This window comes from Listeria farberi, from assembly GCF_014229295.1.
Lineage (GTDB): Bacteria > Bacillota > Bacilli > Lactobacillales > Listeriaceae > Listeria > Listeria farberi.
This window is the reverse complement of the sequence record NZ_JAARZL010000002.1, coordinates 270,773-289,796: the sequence shown is the minus strand read 5'-3', so window position 1 is coordinate 289,796 and position 19,024 is coordinate 270,773. Positions and strand designations below refer to the sequence as shown.

Annotated in this window: 22 protein-coding genes; 4 read left to right on the top strand and 18 right to left on the bottom strand. The window is 37.1% G+C overall.

The window, feature by feature from the left end; genetic code table 11:
* Window positions 1–28: 28 nt before the first annotated feature.
* Window positions 29–1,312, bottom strand: a complete 1,284-nt coding sequence (locus HCB38_RS09035) for an NCS2 family permease (RefSeq protein ID WP_185319059.1) — start codon at window positions 1,310–1,312, stop codon at window positions 29–31.
* A 173-nt stretch (window positions 1,313–1,485) separates the two neighbouring features.
* On the opposite strand from HCB38_RS09035, the gene HCB38_RS09030 reads away from it, so the two are divergent.
* Window positions 1,486–2,856, top strand: a complete 1,371-nt coding sequence (locus tag HCB38_RS09030; RefSeq protein ID WP_185638293.1) for an MATE family efflux transporter — start codon at window positions 1,486–1,488, stop codon at window positions 2,854–2,856.
* A 14-nt stretch (window positions 2,857–2,870) separates the two neighbouring features.
* Here HCB38_RS09030 and HCB38_RS09025 read toward each other — a convergent pair whose 3' ends face one another.
* From HCB38_RS09025 to HCB38_RS08945, 17 genes are all read right to left on the bottom strand, one after another.
* Window positions 2,871–3,803: a metal ABC transporter substrate-binding protein gene (locus tag HCB38_RS09025; RefSeq protein ID WP_185638291.1), complete on the bottom strand. Its 933-nt coding sequence runs from the start codon at window positions 3,801–3,803 to the stop codon at window positions 2,871–2,873.
* Complete coding sequence (locus HCB38_RS09020; protein ID WP_185319062.1) at window positions 3,800–4,642, bottom strand: metal ABC transporter permease; 843 nt, start codon at window positions 4,640–4,642, stop codon at window positions 3,800–3,802. The genes HCB38_RS09025 and HCB38_RS09020 overlap by 4 nt, the downstream gene beginning before the upstream one ends.
* Before the next feature lie 2 nt (window positions 4,643–4,644).
* A complete protein-coding gene (locus tag HCB38_RS09015) occupies window positions 4,645–5,367 on the bottom strand; it encodes a metal ABC transporter ATP-binding protein (protein ID WP_185607890.1) in 723 nt (240 codons plus the stop codon).
* A 154-nt stretch (window positions 5,368–5,521) separates the two neighbouring features.
* A complete protein-coding gene (locus tag HCB38_RS09010; protein ID WP_185607889.1) occupies window positions 5,522–5,944 on the bottom strand; it encodes a MarR family winged helix-turn-helix transcriptional regulator in 423 nt (140 codons plus the stop codon).
* 36 nt (window positions 5,945–5,980) lie between these two features.
* Window positions 5,981–7,471 carry a lmo1851 family serine protease gene (locus tag HCB38_RS09005; RefSeq protein WP_185319065.1) on the bottom strand — a complete coding sequence of 497 codons (1,491 nt, stop codon included), beginning with the start codon at window positions 7,469–7,471 and terminating at the stop codon, window positions 5,981–5,983.
* Between the two features lie 152 nt (window positions 7,472–7,623).
* Window positions 7,624–7,830, bottom strand: coding sequence for a heavy-metal-associated domain-containing protein (locus HCB38_RS09000; protein WP_185638288.1), 207 nt, complete (start codon window positions 7,828–7,830; stop codon window positions 7,624–7,626).
* Window positions 7,831–7,841: 11 nt separating this feature from the next.
* Entirely contained in the window at window positions 7,842–10,055 is a 2,214-nt protein-coding gene (locus HCB38_RS08995; RefSeq protein ID WP_185319067.1) for a heavy metal translocating P-type ATPase, read from the bottom strand.
* A gap of 14 nt (window positions 10,056–10,069) precedes the next feature.
* A complete protein-coding gene (gene csoR / locus HCB38_RS08990; RefSeq protein WP_003729496.1) occupies window positions 10,070–10,363 on the bottom strand; it encodes a copper-sensing transcriptional repressor CsoR in 294 nt (97 codons plus the stop codon).
* A gap of 124 nt (window positions 10,364–10,487) precedes the next feature.
* Window positions 10,488–11,312, bottom strand: a complete 825-nt coding sequence (locus HCB38_RS08985; protein ID WP_185638286.1) for a M15 family metallopeptidase — start codon at window positions 11,310–11,312, stop codon at window positions 10,488–10,490.
* Window positions 11,313–11,369: 57 nt separating this feature from the next.
* Window positions 11,370–12,071 (bottom strand): purine-nucleoside phosphorylase, encoded by a 702-nt coding sequence (gene deoD, locus HCB38_RS08980; protein WP_003723411.1) that lies wholly within the window; start codon window positions 12,069–12,071, stop codon window positions 11,370–11,372.
* A 13-nt stretch (window positions 12,072–12,084) separates the two neighbouring features.
* Window positions 12,085–12,318: a YozE family protein gene (locus tag HCB38_RS08975; RefSeq protein ID WP_003720177.1), complete on the bottom strand. Its 234-nt coding sequence runs from the start codon at window positions 12,316–12,318 to the stop codon at window positions 12,085–12,087.
* Window positions 12,319–12,380: 62 nt separating this feature from the next.
* The gene (locus HCB38_RS08970) at window positions 12,381–13,286 is read right to left on the bottom strand and encodes a Gfo/Idh/MocA family protein (RefSeq protein ID WP_185607887.1); all 906 of its coding nucleotides are present in this window, start codon (window positions 13,284–13,286) and stop codon (window positions 12,381–12,383) included.
* An 82-nt stretch (window positions 13,287–13,368) separates the two neighbouring features.
* Window positions 13,369–13,806 (bottom strand): peptide-methionine (R)-S-oxide reductase MsrB, encoded by a 438-nt coding sequence (msrB, locus tag HCB38_RS08965; RefSeq protein ID WP_185319070.1) that lies wholly within the window; start codon window positions 13,804–13,806, stop codon window positions 13,369–13,371.
* Window positions 13,807–13,812: 6 nt separating this feature from the next.
* Entirely contained in the window at window positions 13,813–14,346 is a 534-nt protein-coding gene (gene msrA / locus HCB38_RS08960; RefSeq protein ID WP_185319071.1) for a peptide-methionine (S)-S-oxide reductase MsrA, read from the bottom strand.
* Window positions 14,347–14,381: 35 nt separating this feature from the next.
* A complete protein-coding gene (locus tag HCB38_RS08955; protein WP_185319072.1) occupies window positions 14,382–14,996 on the bottom strand; it encodes a YpmS family protein in 615 nt (204 codons plus the stop codon).
* Between the two features lie 15 nt (window positions 14,997–15,011).
* The gene (locus HCB38_RS08950; protein WP_185319073.1) at window positions 15,012–15,797 is read right to left on the bottom strand and encodes an SGNH/GDSL hydrolase family protein; all 786 of its coding nucleotides are present in this window, start codon (window positions 15,795–15,797) and stop codon (window positions 15,012–15,014) included.
* 14 nt (window positions 15,798–15,811) lie between these two features.
* Complete coding sequence (locus tag HCB38_RS08945) at window positions 15,812–16,651, bottom strand: fatty acid kinase binding subunit FakB (RefSeq protein WP_185319074.1); 840 nt, start codon at window positions 16,649–16,651, stop codon at window positions 15,812–15,814.
* A 179-nt stretch (window positions 16,652–16,830) separates the two neighbouring features.
* Here HCB38_RS08945 and trhA point away from each other — a divergent pair, with 179 nt between their 5' ends.
* The 3 genes from trhA (at window position 16,831) to HCB38_RS08930 (ending at window position 19,024) form a co-directional block, all read left to right on the top strand.
* The gene (gene trhA / locus HCB38_RS08940) at window positions 16,831–17,463 is read left to right on the top strand and encodes a PAQR family membrane homeostasis protein TrhA (RefSeq protein ID WP_185319075.1); all 633 of its coding nucleotides are present in this window, start codon (window positions 16,831–16,833) and stop codon (window positions 17,461–17,463) included.
* Between the two features lie 118 nt (window positions 17,464–17,581).
* Window positions 17,582–18,199, top strand: a complete 618-nt coding sequence (gene ccpN, locus HCB38_RS08935; RefSeq protein WP_185319076.1) for a transcriptional regulator CcpN — start codon at window positions 17,582–17,584, stop codon at window positions 18,197–18,199.
* Window positions 18,200–18,211: 12 nt separating this feature from the next.
* Window positions 18,212–19,024: a pyruvate, water dikinase regulatory protein gene (locus HCB38_RS08930; protein WP_185638284.1), complete on the top strand. Its 813-nt coding sequence runs from the start codon at window positions 18,212–18,214 to the stop codon at window positions 19,022–19,024.

Below are 19,024 nucleotides of genomic sequence, written 5' to 3'. Positions count from 1 at the left end.
AAAATAAGAAGAGCGCATTGCTTCTTTGTTATTGTATGATAAATTGGAGCAAAAATAAAGCTGCAATCACATACATGACTGGTGAAGTACGTTCTTCGTTTTTCGTAAAAGCACGAAGAATTGGATACGCGATAAAACCAGCCGCAATTCCGTCTGCAATACTATACGTCAGTGGGATTAACACAATAATCAGTAGTGCTGAAAAAGTTTCTGCCGGATTGGATAAATCCATTTCTTTAAATTCTTGTAGCATCGACATCCCAATTACAACTAAAATGGGCGCAATCGCACTGTTCGGAATAAAAGATAATACCGGCATTAAAAAAAGAGACGCGATGAAGAAAAGACCTGTCGTAATTGTTGCTAGACCGGTTTTTGCTCCACTCGCAAACATCGAGCCACTCTCAAGCGCAGAGATGGTTGGGCTTGTACCAAATAAGCCAGATAAAAAGGCAGTTAGGGAACTCGCTTTTAAAACCCGTGGTAATTTTTCGGTTTGTTTTAATTGTCTTACTTGACCATTTGTAAGACCAACCGTTTCAAACACAATGACCATTGTCATCGTAAAGACGGCACTCCAAAAACTAACGCTCGCCATTCCAGAAAAATCGGCTTTAAAGAGAACATCACTCCACGGCGCAACACTAATCGAAGCGCCATCAGCTTTCCCGGTTACACCAAACATTACTCCAACGAGTGTTCCGATAATTAAACTCCATAAGAAAGTGCCTGGAATTTTTCGGATAACTAAAATCATTGTTAGTAAAAGTGTAACTAGCGTTGCTAAGACGAATGGATCGCTTAAATCTCCAACTGCAATAATGGCATGTTTCCCACTTGTTACGATTCCGCCTTTTTCAAGCCCTAGAAAGATTAAGAATATACCTAACCCAACCGTAATTGCCTGCTTTAAAATAAGCGGGATAGCTTTATTTAGTTTTCCTGCAAGTGGTGTAAACGCAAGAATCATAAATAATATGCCACTCATCGTAACAGCAGCGAGTGCAACCTGCCAACTCAGTCCCATCCCCTGAACAAGGGTATATGCAAACAGCGCATTAATCCCCATTCCTGGCATTAGAATAAGTGGTGCATTTGCCCAAAATCCCATAATCAAACAACCTAACGCCGAAATAAAAATCGTCGCAAGGACTGCTCCTTGATAAGGAACTCCAGCTTCCGCTAAAATCGAGCTATTGACGACAATAATATATGCCACCGTAAAAAAGCCAATCATACCAGCCAAAAATTCGGTCCGGATATTGGTTTTATGCTCGTTCAGCCGAAATACTTTGTTGAAAAATTTCTGCATACTTTTTCCTCATTATGAAATTGTCCCTCTCCCAACCCGCAGAGTATTGCCCCTGCCACAGAACTTTATTATAACAAAGATAGTAGATATACGAAAGGAAAAGTTTTTTGTTACACCGCCAGAACACCTTATTTATGCTATAATCTGAATGGATGCAAAAAGGAGATGATTACTTGCAACAAACAGTCACTTATGGGGCAAAATGGAAACAATTTTTAACGATTTTCACACCAATTGTCATTACACAACTCACACTTTTCTCGATGACTTTTTTTGATACGACGATGAGTGGAAATTATTCGAATCAAGCGCTTGCGGGTGTAGCCATTGGTAGCTCCTTTTGGGCTCCTGTGAATGCAGCTTTTTCTGGTTTACTTATGGCCATCACGCCTATTATTGCTCAATTAATCGGTGCAAAAAAAGAAAAACAAGTGAAAAACACGGTTCACAATGGCCTATATATCGCCTTATTTTTAGCTTTTATTTTAATTCTTATTAATTTTTTAGTCGTTCCAACTATTTTAACGCACATGCCTGTCACCGCAGAAGTTGCACATATCGCTCGCCACTTCTTAAATGGCATTTGTATCGGAATTCCCGCTTTCTTTATTTCAGCGATTTTGCGTTCTTTTATTGATTCGCTTGGTTTAACCAGGGTGACGATGCTCATTACCCTTTGTACCGTACCATTTAATATCTTTTTAAATTATTGTTTTATTTTTGGAAACTTTGGCTTTCCAGAAATGGGCGGCGCTGGTAGTGGTTATGCGACAGGGATTACATACTGGCTCGTTGTTTTGGTTAGTGTTATTTTGATTCAAACACAAATTAGATTACGCAAATTTGGTATTTTTAAAGGACTTACGGCGCTACATTTTTCTAAAATAAAAGAAATTATCGGAATTGGTGTGCCAAATGGTTTAACAATTTTATTTGAAACGAGTATTTTCTCAGCGGTAACAATTTTAATGGGCGCTTTTGGAACGGAGACGATTGCAGCTCATCAATCAGCCAACAGTGTTTGTACACTGCTTTATGCTTTCCCGCTTAGTGTCGCCTCCACGCTAACAATTCTTGGTGGTTACGAAACGGGCGCCAAACGCTTAAAAGATGCCAAACAATATCGTCATATTGGTATGACAGCTGCGATTCTAATTGGCTGTATTAATGGAGCGCTACTGTTTTTCTTCCGTGATATTATTGCTGGTTTCTATACGAATGATTTCGCTTTGAGCAATTTAATCATGCATTTCTTAGTTTATGCGATATTGTTTCAATTTGCGGACGCTGTCTTGTCGCCAGTTCTCGGAGCACTTAGAGGATATAAAGATGTGACGGTTACCTCGATTGTCGCCTTTATTTCTTATTGGTTGATTGGACTTCCGGTAGGCTACGGTTTATCATTTACGAATCTTGGTCCATTTGGTTATTGGATAGGATTAAGTACTGGCTTGTTTGTCGCCGCGTTTATTTTATCCATTCGGGTTCGTAAAACAGAACGTAGTCTTTCTTTAAACGCAAAAAACGCAGAGATTTCTAATTAATCTCTGCGTCTTCTTTATTTAGCTAAACCATCATGAATTTTATCAAGATTATAGCGCATCATTTCTAAATAGGTGTCGCCTACTTCGCCTTTTTTGGCGGTAGAATCGGTAAAGATTTTAGCAAAAATAGGTACACCTGTTTCTTTAGATACACTCTCCATACTACGCGGATCCACGCTTGTTTCGACAAATAAGTTAGGTACTTGCTCTTTTTCAACAATGCTAATAATTTGTTTCATTTGTTCTGGTGTGCCTTGGCTTTCTGTGTTAATCTCCCAAATGTATGATGCTTTTAATCCATAGCGAGCTGCAAAATATTTAAAAGCTCCTTCGCTCGTCACTAATGTTTTTTGATTTTCTGGTAAATCCGCAAATTTTTGTTTTGCTTCTTTATCCAGTGTAGCTAGTTTATCGATATATTTTTTGGCGTTTTCTTTATAAAAATCAGCATTATCTGGATCAGCTTTTACAAGAGCGTCTCGTGCATTTTCAGTATAAATAATACCATTATGAAGATCTAACCAAGCATGTGGGTCTGTTTCAGAAGTTTTTCCTTTTTCTGTTAAATATTTTGGTTTTACCCCTTTACTTAACTCGATTACTTGCTCTTTGTCATCTCTTGATTTATCAGCGGTTTCGAGCATTCGGTCAAACCAACCATTCCCAGTTTCTAAATTTAAGCCATTGTAAAAAATTAAATCTGCATCTGCTGCACTTTGAATATTGTCTGGCAAAGGATCATATTCATGCGGGTCAACGCCAACCGGTACAATGCTATGGAGTTCAATTTTATCCCCACCGACATTTTTAACAATGTCCGCTAGAATTGAATACGTAGCAACCACATTTAATTTGTCACTCGTTTTTTCTGAATCGCTTTTTTGGCTGGAACACCCCGCAAGCACAACTACTAATGCGAAAAGCACTACAACTATCATTTTTTTCATTCGATAACCTCCCTCTTTTTAGTAAACAATATTCCTTGTTTTGGTGCGAATAAAAAGGCAATAAAGAAAATAACTGTCGCAACTAAAACCATTGCCGCACCTGATGCTAAGTTGAAAATATAACTGAAATAAAGGCCGATAATCGCACTCACTGCTCCAAACGTGGAAGCTAAAACAATCATTTTAGATAGTTTATTCGTAAGCAGATACGCTGTTGCAGCCGGTGTAATTAACATTGCCACAACTAAGATAATTCCAACTGTTTGTAAGGCCGAAACCGTCACTAGCGTTAAAAGAAGCATTAAGAAATAGTGCAAAAACTTTACATTTAGACCATATGCTTCTGCCATTACTGGATCAAATGAGCTTACTAAAAATTCTTTGTAAAATAGTGTAACGAGCGAAATAACAAGTATCGCGATAATGATTGTCATCCACATATCCGAACTTCTCACCGCAAGCACATTTCCAAATAAGATATGATACAAATCGGTACTACTTTTCGCGAACGAAATCAAGATAATCCCAAGAGCAAAAAATGCACTAAATACAATACCAATCGCAGTGTCATTTTTTATCCGACTTTTTTGATTAACAAAACCGATTCCAAGCGCTGCTGCTATACCAAATGTCGCTGCCCCAATAAAAAAGTTCATCCCCATCATATAAGAAATCGCTACGCCTGGTAAGACCGCATGAGAAATCGCATCTCCCATAAGCGACATACCCCGTAAAATAATAAAACTACCAATAACACCCGATACAATCCCAACTGTCACAGAAGTAATAAGTGCTTTCTGTAAAAAACCATATTGCATTAACCCTTCTAAAAACAACATTTCTACACCCCCGCCGCAAATGCTACTGGTGCATCACCATAAGCAAATTTAATTTTTTCTTCTGTAAATGTTTGTTCTACTGGTCCGTATGCTACTAATTTTTTATTCAGTAAAATAATCTCATCAAAGTAAGCAGCTACTTTATGAAAATCATGGTGGACTACTACGATGGTTTTTCCATTATCCCTTAGTTTTTTTAACAGCTTCATAATAAGTGCTTCACTAGTCATATCAATACCAGCAAATGGCTCATCTAAAAAGAAAATTTCTGCATGCTGAGCTAGAGCACGTGCAATAAAAACACGTTGTAATTGACCACCAGAAAGTTCCCCGATTTGCCTTTTTTTAAATGCGGTCATTTCTACTTGTTCTAAAGCATCTAATGCCAATTGTTTTTCTTTTTTTCCTGGACGTTTAATTAACCCAAGTGCCGGATAAGTACCAAGAACTACCATATCGAAAACGGTAATTGGAAAAGTTAAATCTACTTCACTACGTTGCGGAACATAAGCAATTTTCTTTCTCCAATCAGAAAGAGGCCGATTATCTAATGTTACTATGCCTTGTTCTCTGGGAACTAATCCCATCATTCCTTTTAATAACGTAGATTTACCCGCACCGTTCGGACCGACTATTCCAGTTAATTTTCCTGTTGCTATTTGAAGAGTGACATCATCAATCGCCACTTTTTGTTTGTATGCTATTGTTAAACCTTGAATGTTCATTTTTACCACCCTTTTCCCATAAGACTATTTTTTATACTCAACTAAAAATGTTTCCTTAGAGCAACTTTAATTCAAAGTATAACGAACAATTATTTTATTGTAAAGTAAAATGTTTAAAAAAAATCCTGTAGTTTTATTAACTACAGGATTTTTACTATTTATTTGATTGTGAACCATCTGCTAATTTTTTTAGTAACTTGCGAAATTCCGCCTGTTCGTATTCGGAAAAAACAGTAAAACGTTTAACGATCATTTCTTTTTTCTTTTTATCAATTTCTTTAACAAATTCCTCGGCCATGGACGTTAATTTTAATTCGATAATTCGGCGGTCTACTTCAGAACGATGACGAGTAATAAATTTCTCTTCAACTAAAGTATCTGTAATGGCTGTGATATGACTGGCTGAAACATCAAGCGTTTTAGCTAAATCAGATGTTTTCGTTAATCCACTAGAAATGAGACTCAAGACTCGATATTCGCTACCACTTAGTCTCTTGTCAAGAACTGCTTCTACCTCATGACGAAAACTATTAAAAATACGCTTAATCAATGTTTCAATTTCTAAGTATGTTTCCATTTTCGCTACCTCCAGTTTTTCAAAAAAATTATGCGTTTACTTCACCAGGGCCTTTGCTTTTTGTAATTGTGGATCTGTTTCGTTTAGATGTTTTTGCGTTAACTCGACTAATTTGTCTGTTGTCACCCCTGTCATTATTCCTGTAACATCTAACTTATTTGCTGCTTGGAATCTTTGCACAGCATATTCTGTGTCTATATCGTATAAGCCGTCTACTTTTCCAACATTGTAATCTAGCGCTTTTAGCAATGTTTCTATGGTTTTAACGTCATCACCGAAATCACCATTTTTGTAGACTTTTGTGGAAGATGGAATAGTCATAGTTGCATAATTTGGCATATTCACAACCACATCTGGCGTAATACCTTTTTCATGAATCCATTCGCTGTTTGGCGTCAACCATTTCGCGACAGTCAATTTGAGTGTGGAATCATCCGATAATGTGGTTGCTGTTTGTACAGTCCCTTTACCAAATGATTTATTTCCTACAAGTTTTATTCCTCCAGATTCTTTGGCTGCCGCCGCCAGAATTTCGGATGCACTTGCACTCCCGCCATCAATAAGCATAGTTGTTGGGACTTTAACTTTATAGTCACCATGCGAGCTACTGTCAGCTTTAATGGCTGTTTTTTCTCCGTCTTTACCTTGTTCTTGAACGACAATTTTGCCATCAGGTACGAATAAACTAGAAATGGAGACTGCTTGATCGAGTAACCCACCTGGATTTCCTCGTAAATCAATCACAAGTCCTTTCATTCCGTCTTTTTCCAAAGCTTTTAACGTTTTTTCAAGCTCATCATACGTATTTTCAGAAAAGGTACTAATAGTTACGTGGGCGATTTTATCATTTCCCATTTCTTTATATACCGTTTCGATTGGAATTTCATCGCGTGTAATAGTTACGTCAAAAGGTTTATCCTCATTGGAGCGCTGAATAGTTAAAGTGACATCTGTTCCTTTTTCACCACGGATTTTTTTTGTTGCTTCTGTCGCTGTATCCCCTTTGACAGATTTACCATCAACTTGTGTAATAATATCTTGAGGGCGCAAACCAGCTTTTTCAGCCGGGGAGTTTTTAATTGGAGAAACAACTACTATTGCTCCATCTTTTTCTTGAATTTCAGCACCAATCCCTTCAAAACTAGAAGAAATTGTATCATTAAATTCCGTCGACTCTTTTTTCGACATAAAAGTAGAGTACGGATCATCTAAAGAATTTACCATACCTGTGATTGCTCCGTCTATCATGTTAGTTGATTTTGTGTCTTTATAATATTTTTCAGTGATTTCATCATAGACATCATAGAGTTTTGTAAATTCTTTTCGTTCAGGGATACTCACTTTCACTTGTTTATCATCCCCTAAAGACATGACGATAGTTGTCACTAATGCTGTAACAAATACAAAAGCAAATAAAAGCATTATAAAAGGGAATAATTTCATCTTTATGTAACCATTACCAGGTTTTATTTTTTCTTCTTCGTTTTTCTCCACGTTATCTTCTTTGTTTTGTGGGGATTGTTCCATCTTTCTTCACCACTTTCTATGTAAAATGTAGCTAATAATAGTACATTTTATTTAACTCATTTATTTTACCAGTTTTCCAAACATTTTGGTATCTTTTTTTCATGACAAAGAAAAAAGAGGGATCTACTCAAGAATCCCTCTCACTTCTTAATTTAAGCTACTTCATATCCTGCTTCTTCTACAGCATAAATCAAAGCATCTTCTGTTACTTGTCCTTTTTCGAATTCAACAGTTGCCGTTCCTTCATCTAAAGAAACTACCGCACTTTTCACACCGCTCACTTCTGCTAATGCTTTAGTTACACGAGCCTCGCAGTGTCCACAAGTCATACCTTCTACAGTTAAAGTTAATTTTTCCATTTTTTTTCCTCCTATGATTTAAATTTATATCTTTTTAGACGTAACGCGTTAGTTACAACAGAAACGGAACTAAATGCCATTGCAAGTCCTGCTACCCACGGAGCAAGTAACCCTAATGCAGCAATTGGAATGCCCGCACAGTTATAAGCAAGTGCCCAGAAAAAGTTTTGTCTTATGTTTCGCATCGTTGCTTTTGAAAGTTCAATTGTTTCTGGAATAAGTGTTAATCGGTGACTGACGAGCGTTACATCACCTGTTTCAATCGCAATATCTGTTCCTGTTCCAATACTAATTCCAATATCACTAGCTGCAAGAGCTGGAGCATCATTAATGCCATCGCCAACGAAAGCAACGATATGACCTTCTTGTTGTAATTTTTCTACTAATGCGCTTTTATCATTTGGTAGTTGTTCCGCAAAAAACATATCGGCTCCTAAATCTTTCGCCATATTTTCTACTACAACAGATTGGTCGCCGGAACAAATAGCGGTTTTAATACCTTGTGCTTGCAGTTTTTGAATTGCTTCTTTTGCCTCTGGTCGTGGTGTATCAGATAAAGCAAGTGCACCAGCATAAGCGCCTTCGATTGCCATTGCTACGACTGTTTTCCCTGCATTCATCCAACTTTTGATTAATTCATCTTCTTCGCTTGGGATAGTTGTAAGGGAAGAAACATAGCGATAAGCGCCTAGTTCCACTTTACTATCATCTAAATTACCTGTCATCCCATGTCCAGCTTTTGCACGAATTTTCCCTTGTTTTACTTCTGATACATTAATGTCTTCAGATTCTAACATCTTAATAATTGCTTTGGCAATTGGATGTTCTGATTGTTGTTCCATCAAGAATAAATACGGGAAAAATTTATCATTTGTTGCTTTTTTATCACTAACTTCTAGTTTACCTTCTGTCAAAGTACCAGTTTTATCAAAAACAATTGTGTCAACTTTAGAAGTACGTTCTAAGTGTTCGCCACCTTTAAATAATATCCCACTTTCGGCACCTTTACCAGTTCCGGCCATAATAGCAGTCGGAGTTGCAAGACCAAGCGCACAAGGACAAGCGATAACTAATACGGCAATGGCCGCTTCTAATGAGCCATCTACTGTTCCGGTTACAAGGTACCAAATAATAAAGGTGAGAGCAGCAATGCCAAGTACGATTGGTACAAAGATACCGGAAATTTTATCTGCCAAACGTTGGATGGGTGCTTTAATTCCTTGTGCTTCTTCCACTAAACGGATAATAGATTCTAAAACTGTTTCTTCCATTCGTTTAGTAATTTTTGCTTGAAAGGCTCCGTCAAAGTTGATAGTTGCACCAATAACTGAATCGCCTGGTTTTTTCTCTACAGGCACAGGTTCACCAGTAATCATCGCTTCATCAATACTAGTTTCGCCGGAAATGATTTCTGCATCCATTGGAACTTTTTCACCTGGACGAACAAGAATAACATCGCCAATTTTTAATGAGTCTACCGGCACTAACCATTCTTTTCCTTCACGAATAACAGTTGCTTCTTTGGCTTGTAGTTCGAGTAAACCAGCAATAGATTCTGTCGTTCTAGAAGTCGCATATGATTCCAACAATTTACCTAATAAGATTAATGTGATTAATACAGCACTTGTTTCAAAATAGTAATGTGGCATTATGCTTGGATCAATCATATGACGGATGTATTCCACTACACTATAGAAGTAAGCGGCAGAAGTACCAAGTGCAACTAATACGTCCATATTTGCGCTTTTACCACGAAGCGCTTTATAAGCCCCATCATAAAATCGCCAACCAATATAAAATTGGACGATAGTTGCGAGTACTAATTGAATGGTCGGATTAATCCAGTTGCCAATTGATTCCGCAAATGCCATTTCATGAATATACGGAATATGTGTCACCATTGTGAGAAGTAACGGCAAGGAAAGAATAGCAGAAAGAATAAAACGTCTCACTTCTTTTTTGAAATTCTTTTCTAACACAGCATCTTTTTCTTCTTTGGACATTTTTTCCGCAGCATCATAACCCGCATGTTTTACTACTTTAATTAATGCTTCTGTGGATGTTACCTCTGGATCATAATATACAGCAGCATTTTCAGTTACTAAATTGACATTGGCTTTTTCAACGCCTTCTGCTTTATTTAATGATTTTTCAATTCTCGTTGAACAAGCTGCACAAGTCATCCCAAAAATATTCAAATCTTGTCTTACATATTTATCGTTCATTCTATATACCCCCCTCAGGTTTTAGAAAATTGACGTATTGCTTTAAGTAAATCCTCCATTACGTCATCTTCCCCATTTTTTGCAGCATCCACTACACAGTGTGCTGTATGATGCTCTAATACTTGCAAACCAACATTTTTGAGTGCTTTATTAGCTGCTGAAATTTGGACTAAAATGTCTGTACAATAGCGATCATCCTCGACCATTTGAGCAATACCACGAATCTGACCTTCGATACGTCGCAAACGATTTTGAAGTAATTTTGTTTCTTCTTCTTTACGTGGAACAATTGGTTGGTCATGTTTCATTTTTTCTCCTCCTTTGTTTCTACAATTAACAGTATACCCCCTATAGGTATTTTTTGCAAACATTTAATTTCTAAAATTAAAAAAAGAGCCATAAACAACTAAATGTTTATGACTCTAAAACTTGTTATTTTGCAGCATCTACATTCTTTTGCAGTGCCTTTACATGTTCAAAAAATTCTTCTAATGTCCAGTTATTTTCGTAAATAATTGTTGCGGCATCTTTTCCAACGTAACGATAATGCCAAGACTCATATTGGTATTTCGTAATAGCTTCTCTACCTTTCATATAACGAAGGATAAAGCCATAATTATGGGCATTTTCTTCTAACCATTTACCTTCTGGGGTATTTCCAAATGCTTCCGTAAGTTCATAGGATTGATTTTCTGAGGAAATATCCATAGCTAATCCAGTTTGATGCTCACTTGTACCTGGGTAAGCCACTGCTTCTCTAGCTTTTGTATCTCCTTTTGAATTTACTTCAGCTTGGAATACTTCTTGTTGCCGTTTATACGAGCGATAACCAGATACAGCAAATAATTTCTTCCCATCTTGGTTTGCAGCTGCAAACATTTCTTCTAATGCAGTTGCTGCTTCTTTTCTTAATTGTGCTTTTTCGACTTGTTGGCTACCAAAAGAAAATGTGACATTCGGCCGAACTAAATCAGGCGGGGTATACGTTGGTTGTAAGGAATAATCTTTGTTAGCAAGTACAAGTATGTTTTCTTCATTTTCTATATACTGAATCCCATTTTTTTCGACTAATTTATTTTGTTTATCAATGTAAGGATAAAGTGGATCTTTTTCTAAGTCAGCTAATGTTTTATTACTTGTTTCCTTTTGCTCCACTTTAGCGACTGGCTCTGCATTTTGCCCACCGAAATATTGATCTTCCACCGTGTGCACACAACTGATTGTAACGGCTAAAGCAATTGTTAATAAAGAACTCATAAATGATTATCAACCTTCCTGTATACATTAAGTCAAAATCTAAGTTAGTAATTTTGATTATTTTATTGCTGCTTCTAATGCTACGACAATCATATCATTAAAAGTGGTTTGACGCTCTTCAGCTGATGTTTCTTCCCCGGTGAAGATATGATCACTTACTGTTAGAATTGCAAGTGCACGACGTCCATACTTTTGCGCTAACGTATAAAGAGCCGCTGCTTCCATTTCAATTCCTAGTACTCCGTAATCAGCTAATTGTTGCTTGTCTAATTGATCGTTATAAAAGCGATCCGCAGAAAAAACATTCCCTACTTTAAGAGATAACCCTTTTTCGATACCTGCATCATAGGCTTTTTTTAGAAGAGAAAAATCTGCTACTGGCGCAAAATCAACTCCTGCAAAAGTATTGCGATTAATTTGTGAATCTGTTGAAGCTGCTTGTGCAATAACAACGTCACGCACTTTTACGTCCGCTTGAATGCCGCCCATGGTACCAACACGAATCAAATTTTTCACATCATAGCTTTGGATTAATTCATTTACATAAATCGAAATAGATGGAATACCCATCCCCGTTCCCATAACAGAAACTTTTTCCCCTTTATATGTACCGGTAAATCCTAACATGCCACGCACTTGGTTAAATAACACTACATCTTCCAAGAACGTTTCCGCAATATATTTTGCTCTTAGTGGATCTCCTGGTAATAAAATAGTTTCTGCAATTTCCCCTTGTTTTGCTTCGATATGTACGCTCATACTTTTATTCCTCCTAGTGTTTGTTTTTCTCTTCATCTAGCAAGTAAGCATCCCAAAGTTCATCAAAAATAGACATTCCTGGTAAATACGGCGCATTAAACTCAAGATAGTCACAAAGAATATGATAATTTCTAGTTTGCTTTGGAAAACTATGATCTCGGTATGCATTGTTGGCAAATTCCGTTTTCTGATCTGTTAGTTTCGGGTCCCGATATGTCATTAAAAAATGATAAAATGATCTTCCCAACGTACAACACACTCCGCTCTTTTTATGCTTTAACTATAGTTGATTTCTCAGAAAAAATAAAGTTAATTTTCGATTTTACGTAGAATTTCTTCTGCAAGGCGATGCGTTTCTAGTGCATCTTCTTTGGAAATTGGCGCTTTCTCCCCATTCCGTACAGCTGTTAAAAAGGCTTGGATAATGGATACAAAACCTCTTTTATAGAGTGTTGTTTCCCAATCACCAAAACGCTCGAAACGTTCTGTTGTACCTTCATAAATATGCGTTTCCGTGACATTCTCCACTTCGTATTTCGCACTTGGTGTCATGACCGCTAACCGCTCTTCATTCACACCACTATCCCGGTTCATAATCGCTGTCGCCACTTTACTTCCTGCTGTTACTTGAACCGTTACACTTGCAAGAAGCTCCTCTTGCCAAACTGGAAAGACATTTAATTGCTCCATTTCGGCATCCAGTAGAAATCGCACTGTATCAATTACATGAATAAAATCGTCATAAATAAATGTGCGGGCCTCAGCTGGTTGGGCTGCGCGATTTTTTTGCATAATAATCATATTGGTATCTGCTAGTGCCTTTAATTCTTGATACTTTGGCGCATAACGACGGTTAAAACCAGTCATAAGTAGCGTATTTTGTTCCTCTGCTAGATTTGTTAATTCTTCTACTTCTGCTAAATTATCCGCAATTGGTTTGTCCACATAAACCGGAATATGATGTGTTAAAAATGTCCGAATGACTTCCGGATGACTCGCCGTAGATGAATGAACAAACGCAGCATTCACACCAGATTCAATCATAGAATGAATACTTTGATGGTAATGATCAAAACGAAATTTCTCACTTAAATGCTTTAATTTCTGTGCATTTCTTGTATAAAGATGTACCTCGATATTTTCCATTTCGGCAAAAACTGGTAAATACGCTTTTTGCGCAATGCCGCCAAGTCCTACTACTGCTACTTTTAACATGTGTATCGCTCCTTTTCAGAACAATGCCAGAGAATGATTTCGCGATATTATTCTACGCATTTCATTTTCTGGCATTGTTTGTTTATTCAAAGATTTTTTTATATGCTTGGTAGCCTTCTTCTTCCAATTTATCCACAGGTATGAATCGGAGGGCTGCAGAGTTGATGCAGTAGCGAAGTCCACCTTTATCTTGTGGTCCATCTGGAAAAACATGCCCTAAATGAGAATTAGCATCAGCAGATTTCACTTCCGTCCGAATCATCCCATGGGTTAAATCTCTATTTTCAATTACTTCTGTCTCGTCAATTGGCTTGGTGAAACTTGGCCAACCACAGCCAGCATCATATTGATCATTGGATGAAAAAAGTGGCTTTCCTGAAACAATATCTACATAAATTCCTTTTGCCTCATTATCATAAAATTCATTTTGAAATGGGCGTTCGGTACCCGCTTTTTGGGTCACATTATATTGTATATCTGTAAGTTGCTTAAGACGCTCATTCTTTTTACGCTCATCCATTTGATTTCACCCTTTCCAGTTGGCATCTATGAATGCAGCACGACCTGAAGCAACTTGATAACCTTCATAGTGCGCTTTTTCTTTTTTGTAGAAATCTTGATGATATTCTTCTGCTGGATAAAAAGTTTCTGCTTTGGTAATTTCTGTCACAATTGGTTTTTTAAATCTGCCACTTGCTTCAAGTGCCGCCTTTGATTTTTCAGCGATTTCTTTCTGTTCTTCATTATGATAGAAAATAACTGGTCGATACGAATCCCCGCGGTCAACAAATTGGCCAGCTGCATCAGTTGGATCCGTTTGTTGCCAATATACTTCGACTAATTTTTCGTATGGAAAAACTGCCGGATCAAATGTGATTTCAATTGCTTCTGTGTGTCCTGTTGTCCCGCTGCAAACTTCTTTATAGGTTGGATTAACTGTATGACCGCCTGTGTAACCCGAAACAACTTTTTCAATTCCCGGTTGCGTATCAAAAGGTTTTACCATACACCAAAAGCATCCTCCAGCAAATGTTGCTTTTTCCAGTGATTCTTTTGTCATAAAAATGCCCCCTAACTAGGATTCAGCCAGCTAAATTACTTAACTGGTACTAAAAGTGTAAACGAAATGTCGTCTTTCTTCAAATTTAGCGTATCAACACGTACTTTTGTGTCACCTTGAAGCTTTAGTTTGTCTAGCGATAGATAGATTTTTTCCTTTTTAGGCATAATTGTCACCCAGTTAGGGAATTTGTAGTTTTTGCTTACATAGTTCATTACGTAAGACACAGGAAGTGGTAGAGCACCTACAGACATATCTTTAAGCGTCAATTCTACGTTGCCATTATCTACTACTTTTGGTGAGAATTTTAACCGAAGCTCGACAGGTTCCCCAAAAATTTTCGCTTCTGCAGTGAAGTTAACGTTATTTGCTACGAAAACTTTATAACCGATATCTTGATCTTTACTGAAATCTTCTATATAGGAACTAATCAATTGATTTAAATCTGCTTTCGTTGTACTCGTTTGAAATTCAACCGCCGATTTATTGCTTATAAGGGATGGCGTGGGCTCCTCTTGTGGACTGAGTTTAAATACAGCAACATAAATCCAACCCGCTGAAATAAGAAGTATACTAATTAGTGTAATACAAACCCATTTCCAGTAATTACGTTTTGGTTTTTTTGGAGCTGATCGTGTTTCTCTTTGCACGATATTAACACCTTTCTATTTGGGAATATTACCTTCGTTTAATTGTTTTACAATGGCCTTATCTAATTCTTTTGTCATCTTCTCATATCCAGTATGGTTAGGATGGAAATAGTCATCTGACAGTAATGAATTAGGCTGATCTTTACTATCTTTATTTCGGTCCTCTAAGACTTTTGCGATAGGAACAAAATAGGCATTACTATCTTGCTGGATAGTTTTCTTAGAAGCATTATTCCAATCAGTGATAATCGCGTCAAATTGTTTGATATCACTGAAATAAGTTGTATATGGATTGTAAATACCCATTAAAAATATCGCTGCATCTTTATTATAGGAACGAATATCTTTTAGAAGTGTTTCTAGCTCTTGTTGGAATTCTTTGTTTGCTTTTTTAAAATCATCTACATTTACATTTAAAAGACGTGATTGCAAAATAGCCATGACGTCATTTCCGCCAATGGTAATTGTTATTACATTCGCATTTTTGACGTCTTTCTGGAAGTCTTTATTTGTTTTTAAACGTTTTTCCAGTTGGGTTATTTTATTTCCAGATACCCCGTAGTTACTTGTTTTCACACTTGGGACATTTGGTTCTTCTTCTAGTTTTTTCGGAATAATACCTACATAACCGCCATCTTTGTTTTCATCACCGACGCCTTCTGTTAATGAATCACCCATGGCAACGAGGTTAATCGGAATTTCTTTTGATTCTTTATAATACTTGATACCAAAAACTGCGCCAACAAGAAGCGCGATAACAAGCACGCCCCCTGTAAGCCACAGCCATTTTTTCTTTGTCATATGCAATCACTCGCTTAGTCAGTATAGTACATAAATGCAAACGCACCAGTTCCAGCATGTGTGGAAATGACTGGGTCTGCAAAAAATAGTGGAATTTCTTTTAAACCAGTTATTTCTTTTGATTCAGCGATGAAATCATCTGCCAGATTAAGTCCGTTTGCATGAACAACGTCCAGCTGCTGAATTTTTTTCGGTTCATCTTTAATTAAATTCAAGCAATATTGTAACACTTTTTTATTGCTACGAACTTTGGTTTCTTCTTCTAATTGACCGTCAGTTAGTTTGGCAATTAATTTGATATTTAAAAGACTACCTAAGAAGCCTTGCATCCTGCCAACACGCCCGCCTTTAATTAAGTTATCGAGTGTAACGACAACGATATAAAGTTTTGTTTTATCACGAATATCATTAATTTTTGCGTGAATTTCTTCCACAGAATAATCACCTGACTGAGCCATTTCAGCTGCTTTTAATACTTGGAATGCTTGGCCGCGAGCTGTATAATCGCAGTCTACTACAGTAATGTTTCCTTCCACCATATCAGCTGCTTGACGAGCTGCATTTACGGTACCACTTAGTTTTTCGGTTAAGTGGATAGAAAGAATTTCGTAGCCTTCTGCTGTATATTTTTCGTATGCTTCTACAAAAGAACCGATAGCAGGCTGGGAAGATTTTGGTAATTCTTTAGTCTCTGCCATTCGTACCATAAATTCTTCTGGTGTAATGTCTGTTTTAGGGTTGTAAACTTGTCCATCGATTTCTACGGTTAAATATAAAACGTCGATATTCCATTTTGCTGCTTCTTCTAATGTTAGTCCAGCAGTTGAGTCTGTGATAATTTTTATTTTTCTCATATAGCCACATCCAGTTTTGCTTATTTTATCTTATTATAACATCCCCATCGGTATACACAACCTATAAACTAGTTTTAAGAAAAGAGAAAGAAATGTTATTTGTCTTTCTATTCTGTATTTTTTAGCGTATGATAGATATACAATACACTTAAAAATTTGTAGAAAAGTATGGTGATAAAATGAATGTCACTTCTTACAACTGGAAAGAAGAAGTAGCAAATGCAGTTACACATGGTATTGGATTTATTCTTAGTATTCCCGCGCTCGTCTTACTTATTGTATTCGCCGCCGGAAAAGATAATCCTCTTTATTTAACAAGTTTTTTAATTTATGGAATTTCCCTCATGTTACTTTATATTTGCTCTACACTGCTTCATAGCTTTAAGCCTTCAAAAGCACGAACGGTTTTTAATATTATGGACCACGCTGCAATTTATGTATTAATTGCTGGCAGTTATACACCATTTGTTTTAATTACCATTCAAGGAACCCTCGGATGGACGCTGTTTGGTATTATCTGGGGACTTGCAATCGCCGGAATTATTTATAAAATATTTATGACTGGCAAATTAAAACTTTTATCAACAAGTGTCTATTTATTAATGGGCTGGATGGTTATGTTTGCCATTAAGCCACTTTATGCCGGGCTTACCCCGACTGGATTTTGGCTACTTGCAACTGGTGGTATTATGTTTACCGTAGGTGCTGTTTTTTACAGTATTCCTCGTGTCCCGTATATGCATGCGATTTGGCATTTATTTGTTATCGCGGGAACAGCTTTTATGTATTTCTGTATTTTATTTTATGTTTAAATAGGGCATTTTAAAAACCTTCTCTACTATGAGAAGGTTTTTATATAGTATGACACAATTAAGACTTGTTTTTAATTATGTCATACTATATAATATTTAGCATAACATAATAAAGGATGTGATTCCCATCGAACTTTCCCCAAGACAACATAAGATTGTTGCCTATGTTCGCGCGAATGAACCAGCTACTGGCGACTCTATCGCTGCCCATTTAAAACTAACACGGGCTACGATTCGAGCTGACTTGTCGATTTTGACAATGACTGGCATTTTAGATGCGCGTCCAAAAGTGGGTTACTTTTACTCTGGTTTAGAAACTAATCCGATTCACTTTGATGAAATTCGGCAGTTAAAAGTTGCTGACATTATGACCCAACCATTTTTTGCAAAAAAAGAAACAAGTGTTTATGACGCCATCGTTATGCTCTTTATGGAAGATATTGGTAGTTTATATGTCATTGATGAAGAGCTTTTAGTTGGACTTGTCTCCAGAAAAGATTTACTAAAAGGTGCGCTTGCTGATGCGGACACGAAAGCGACTCCCATTGCGACAATTATGACCCGGATGCCCAACCTTGTTACTGTTACAGAAAACGACACTGTGTTACATGCCGCAGAACAACTTGTTTTCCATCAAATTGATTCACTTCCCGTTCTAGAAAATGCAAAAGTCGTCGGAAAAATTTCAAAAACTCGTATTACTGCATTATTTGTAGATACGATAAAAAAGGTTTAATAGGAGGAAAATATGGAAAATCCGGTTATTATATACGTTATCTCAGATGCTATCGGAGAAACTGCTCAACATATTATTCGCGCGGTAACAGCTCAGTTTTCACTTAATAAACCTGCTGACATTCGGCGCCATGCTTTTATTCGCGATGAGAACGCTTTACTAGAAACACTAGAGGAAACAAAAGCTGCTGATGGCATCGTCGTTCAAACACTCGTACAAGCCAAACTAGCTGAGTACGCAACTAATTTTTGTGTTCAAAACAATATTCCGAACGTAGATTTATTACATACACTAACTGCTGCTGTTGAAGCAAAAACTGGCTTAAAATCAAAACAAGACCCAGGAAATATGCGCCGTCTTGATAGCAATTATTTTGATCGCATTGCTGCCATTGAGTTTGCTGTAAAGTATGATGACTGCAAAGATCCTCGTGGCCTGTTAGATGCAGATATTGTTCTCGTCGGCGTATCAAGAACGAGTAAAACCCCACTGAGTAGCTTTCTCGCCAATCAAAATTGGAAAGTTGCTAATGTCCCACTTGTTCCCGAAATTCCGATTCCAACAGAACTTTTCCAAATCCCAGCGGAGCGTATTATTGGCCTTACAACTACCCCAGAAAAACTAGCACAAATCCGCAAAGTTCGTTTGAAATCTATCGGTTTAGACGAAGCAAGTAGTTATTCCAGTGAAAAACGTATTTTAGAGGAACTAGAATATGGTTATGATACATTCAAAAAACTTGGTTGCCAAGTCATTCATGTAGAAGATAAAGCGATTGAAGAAACTGCTGCCCTAATCACAGAAATTATCACGAGTTACCACTAA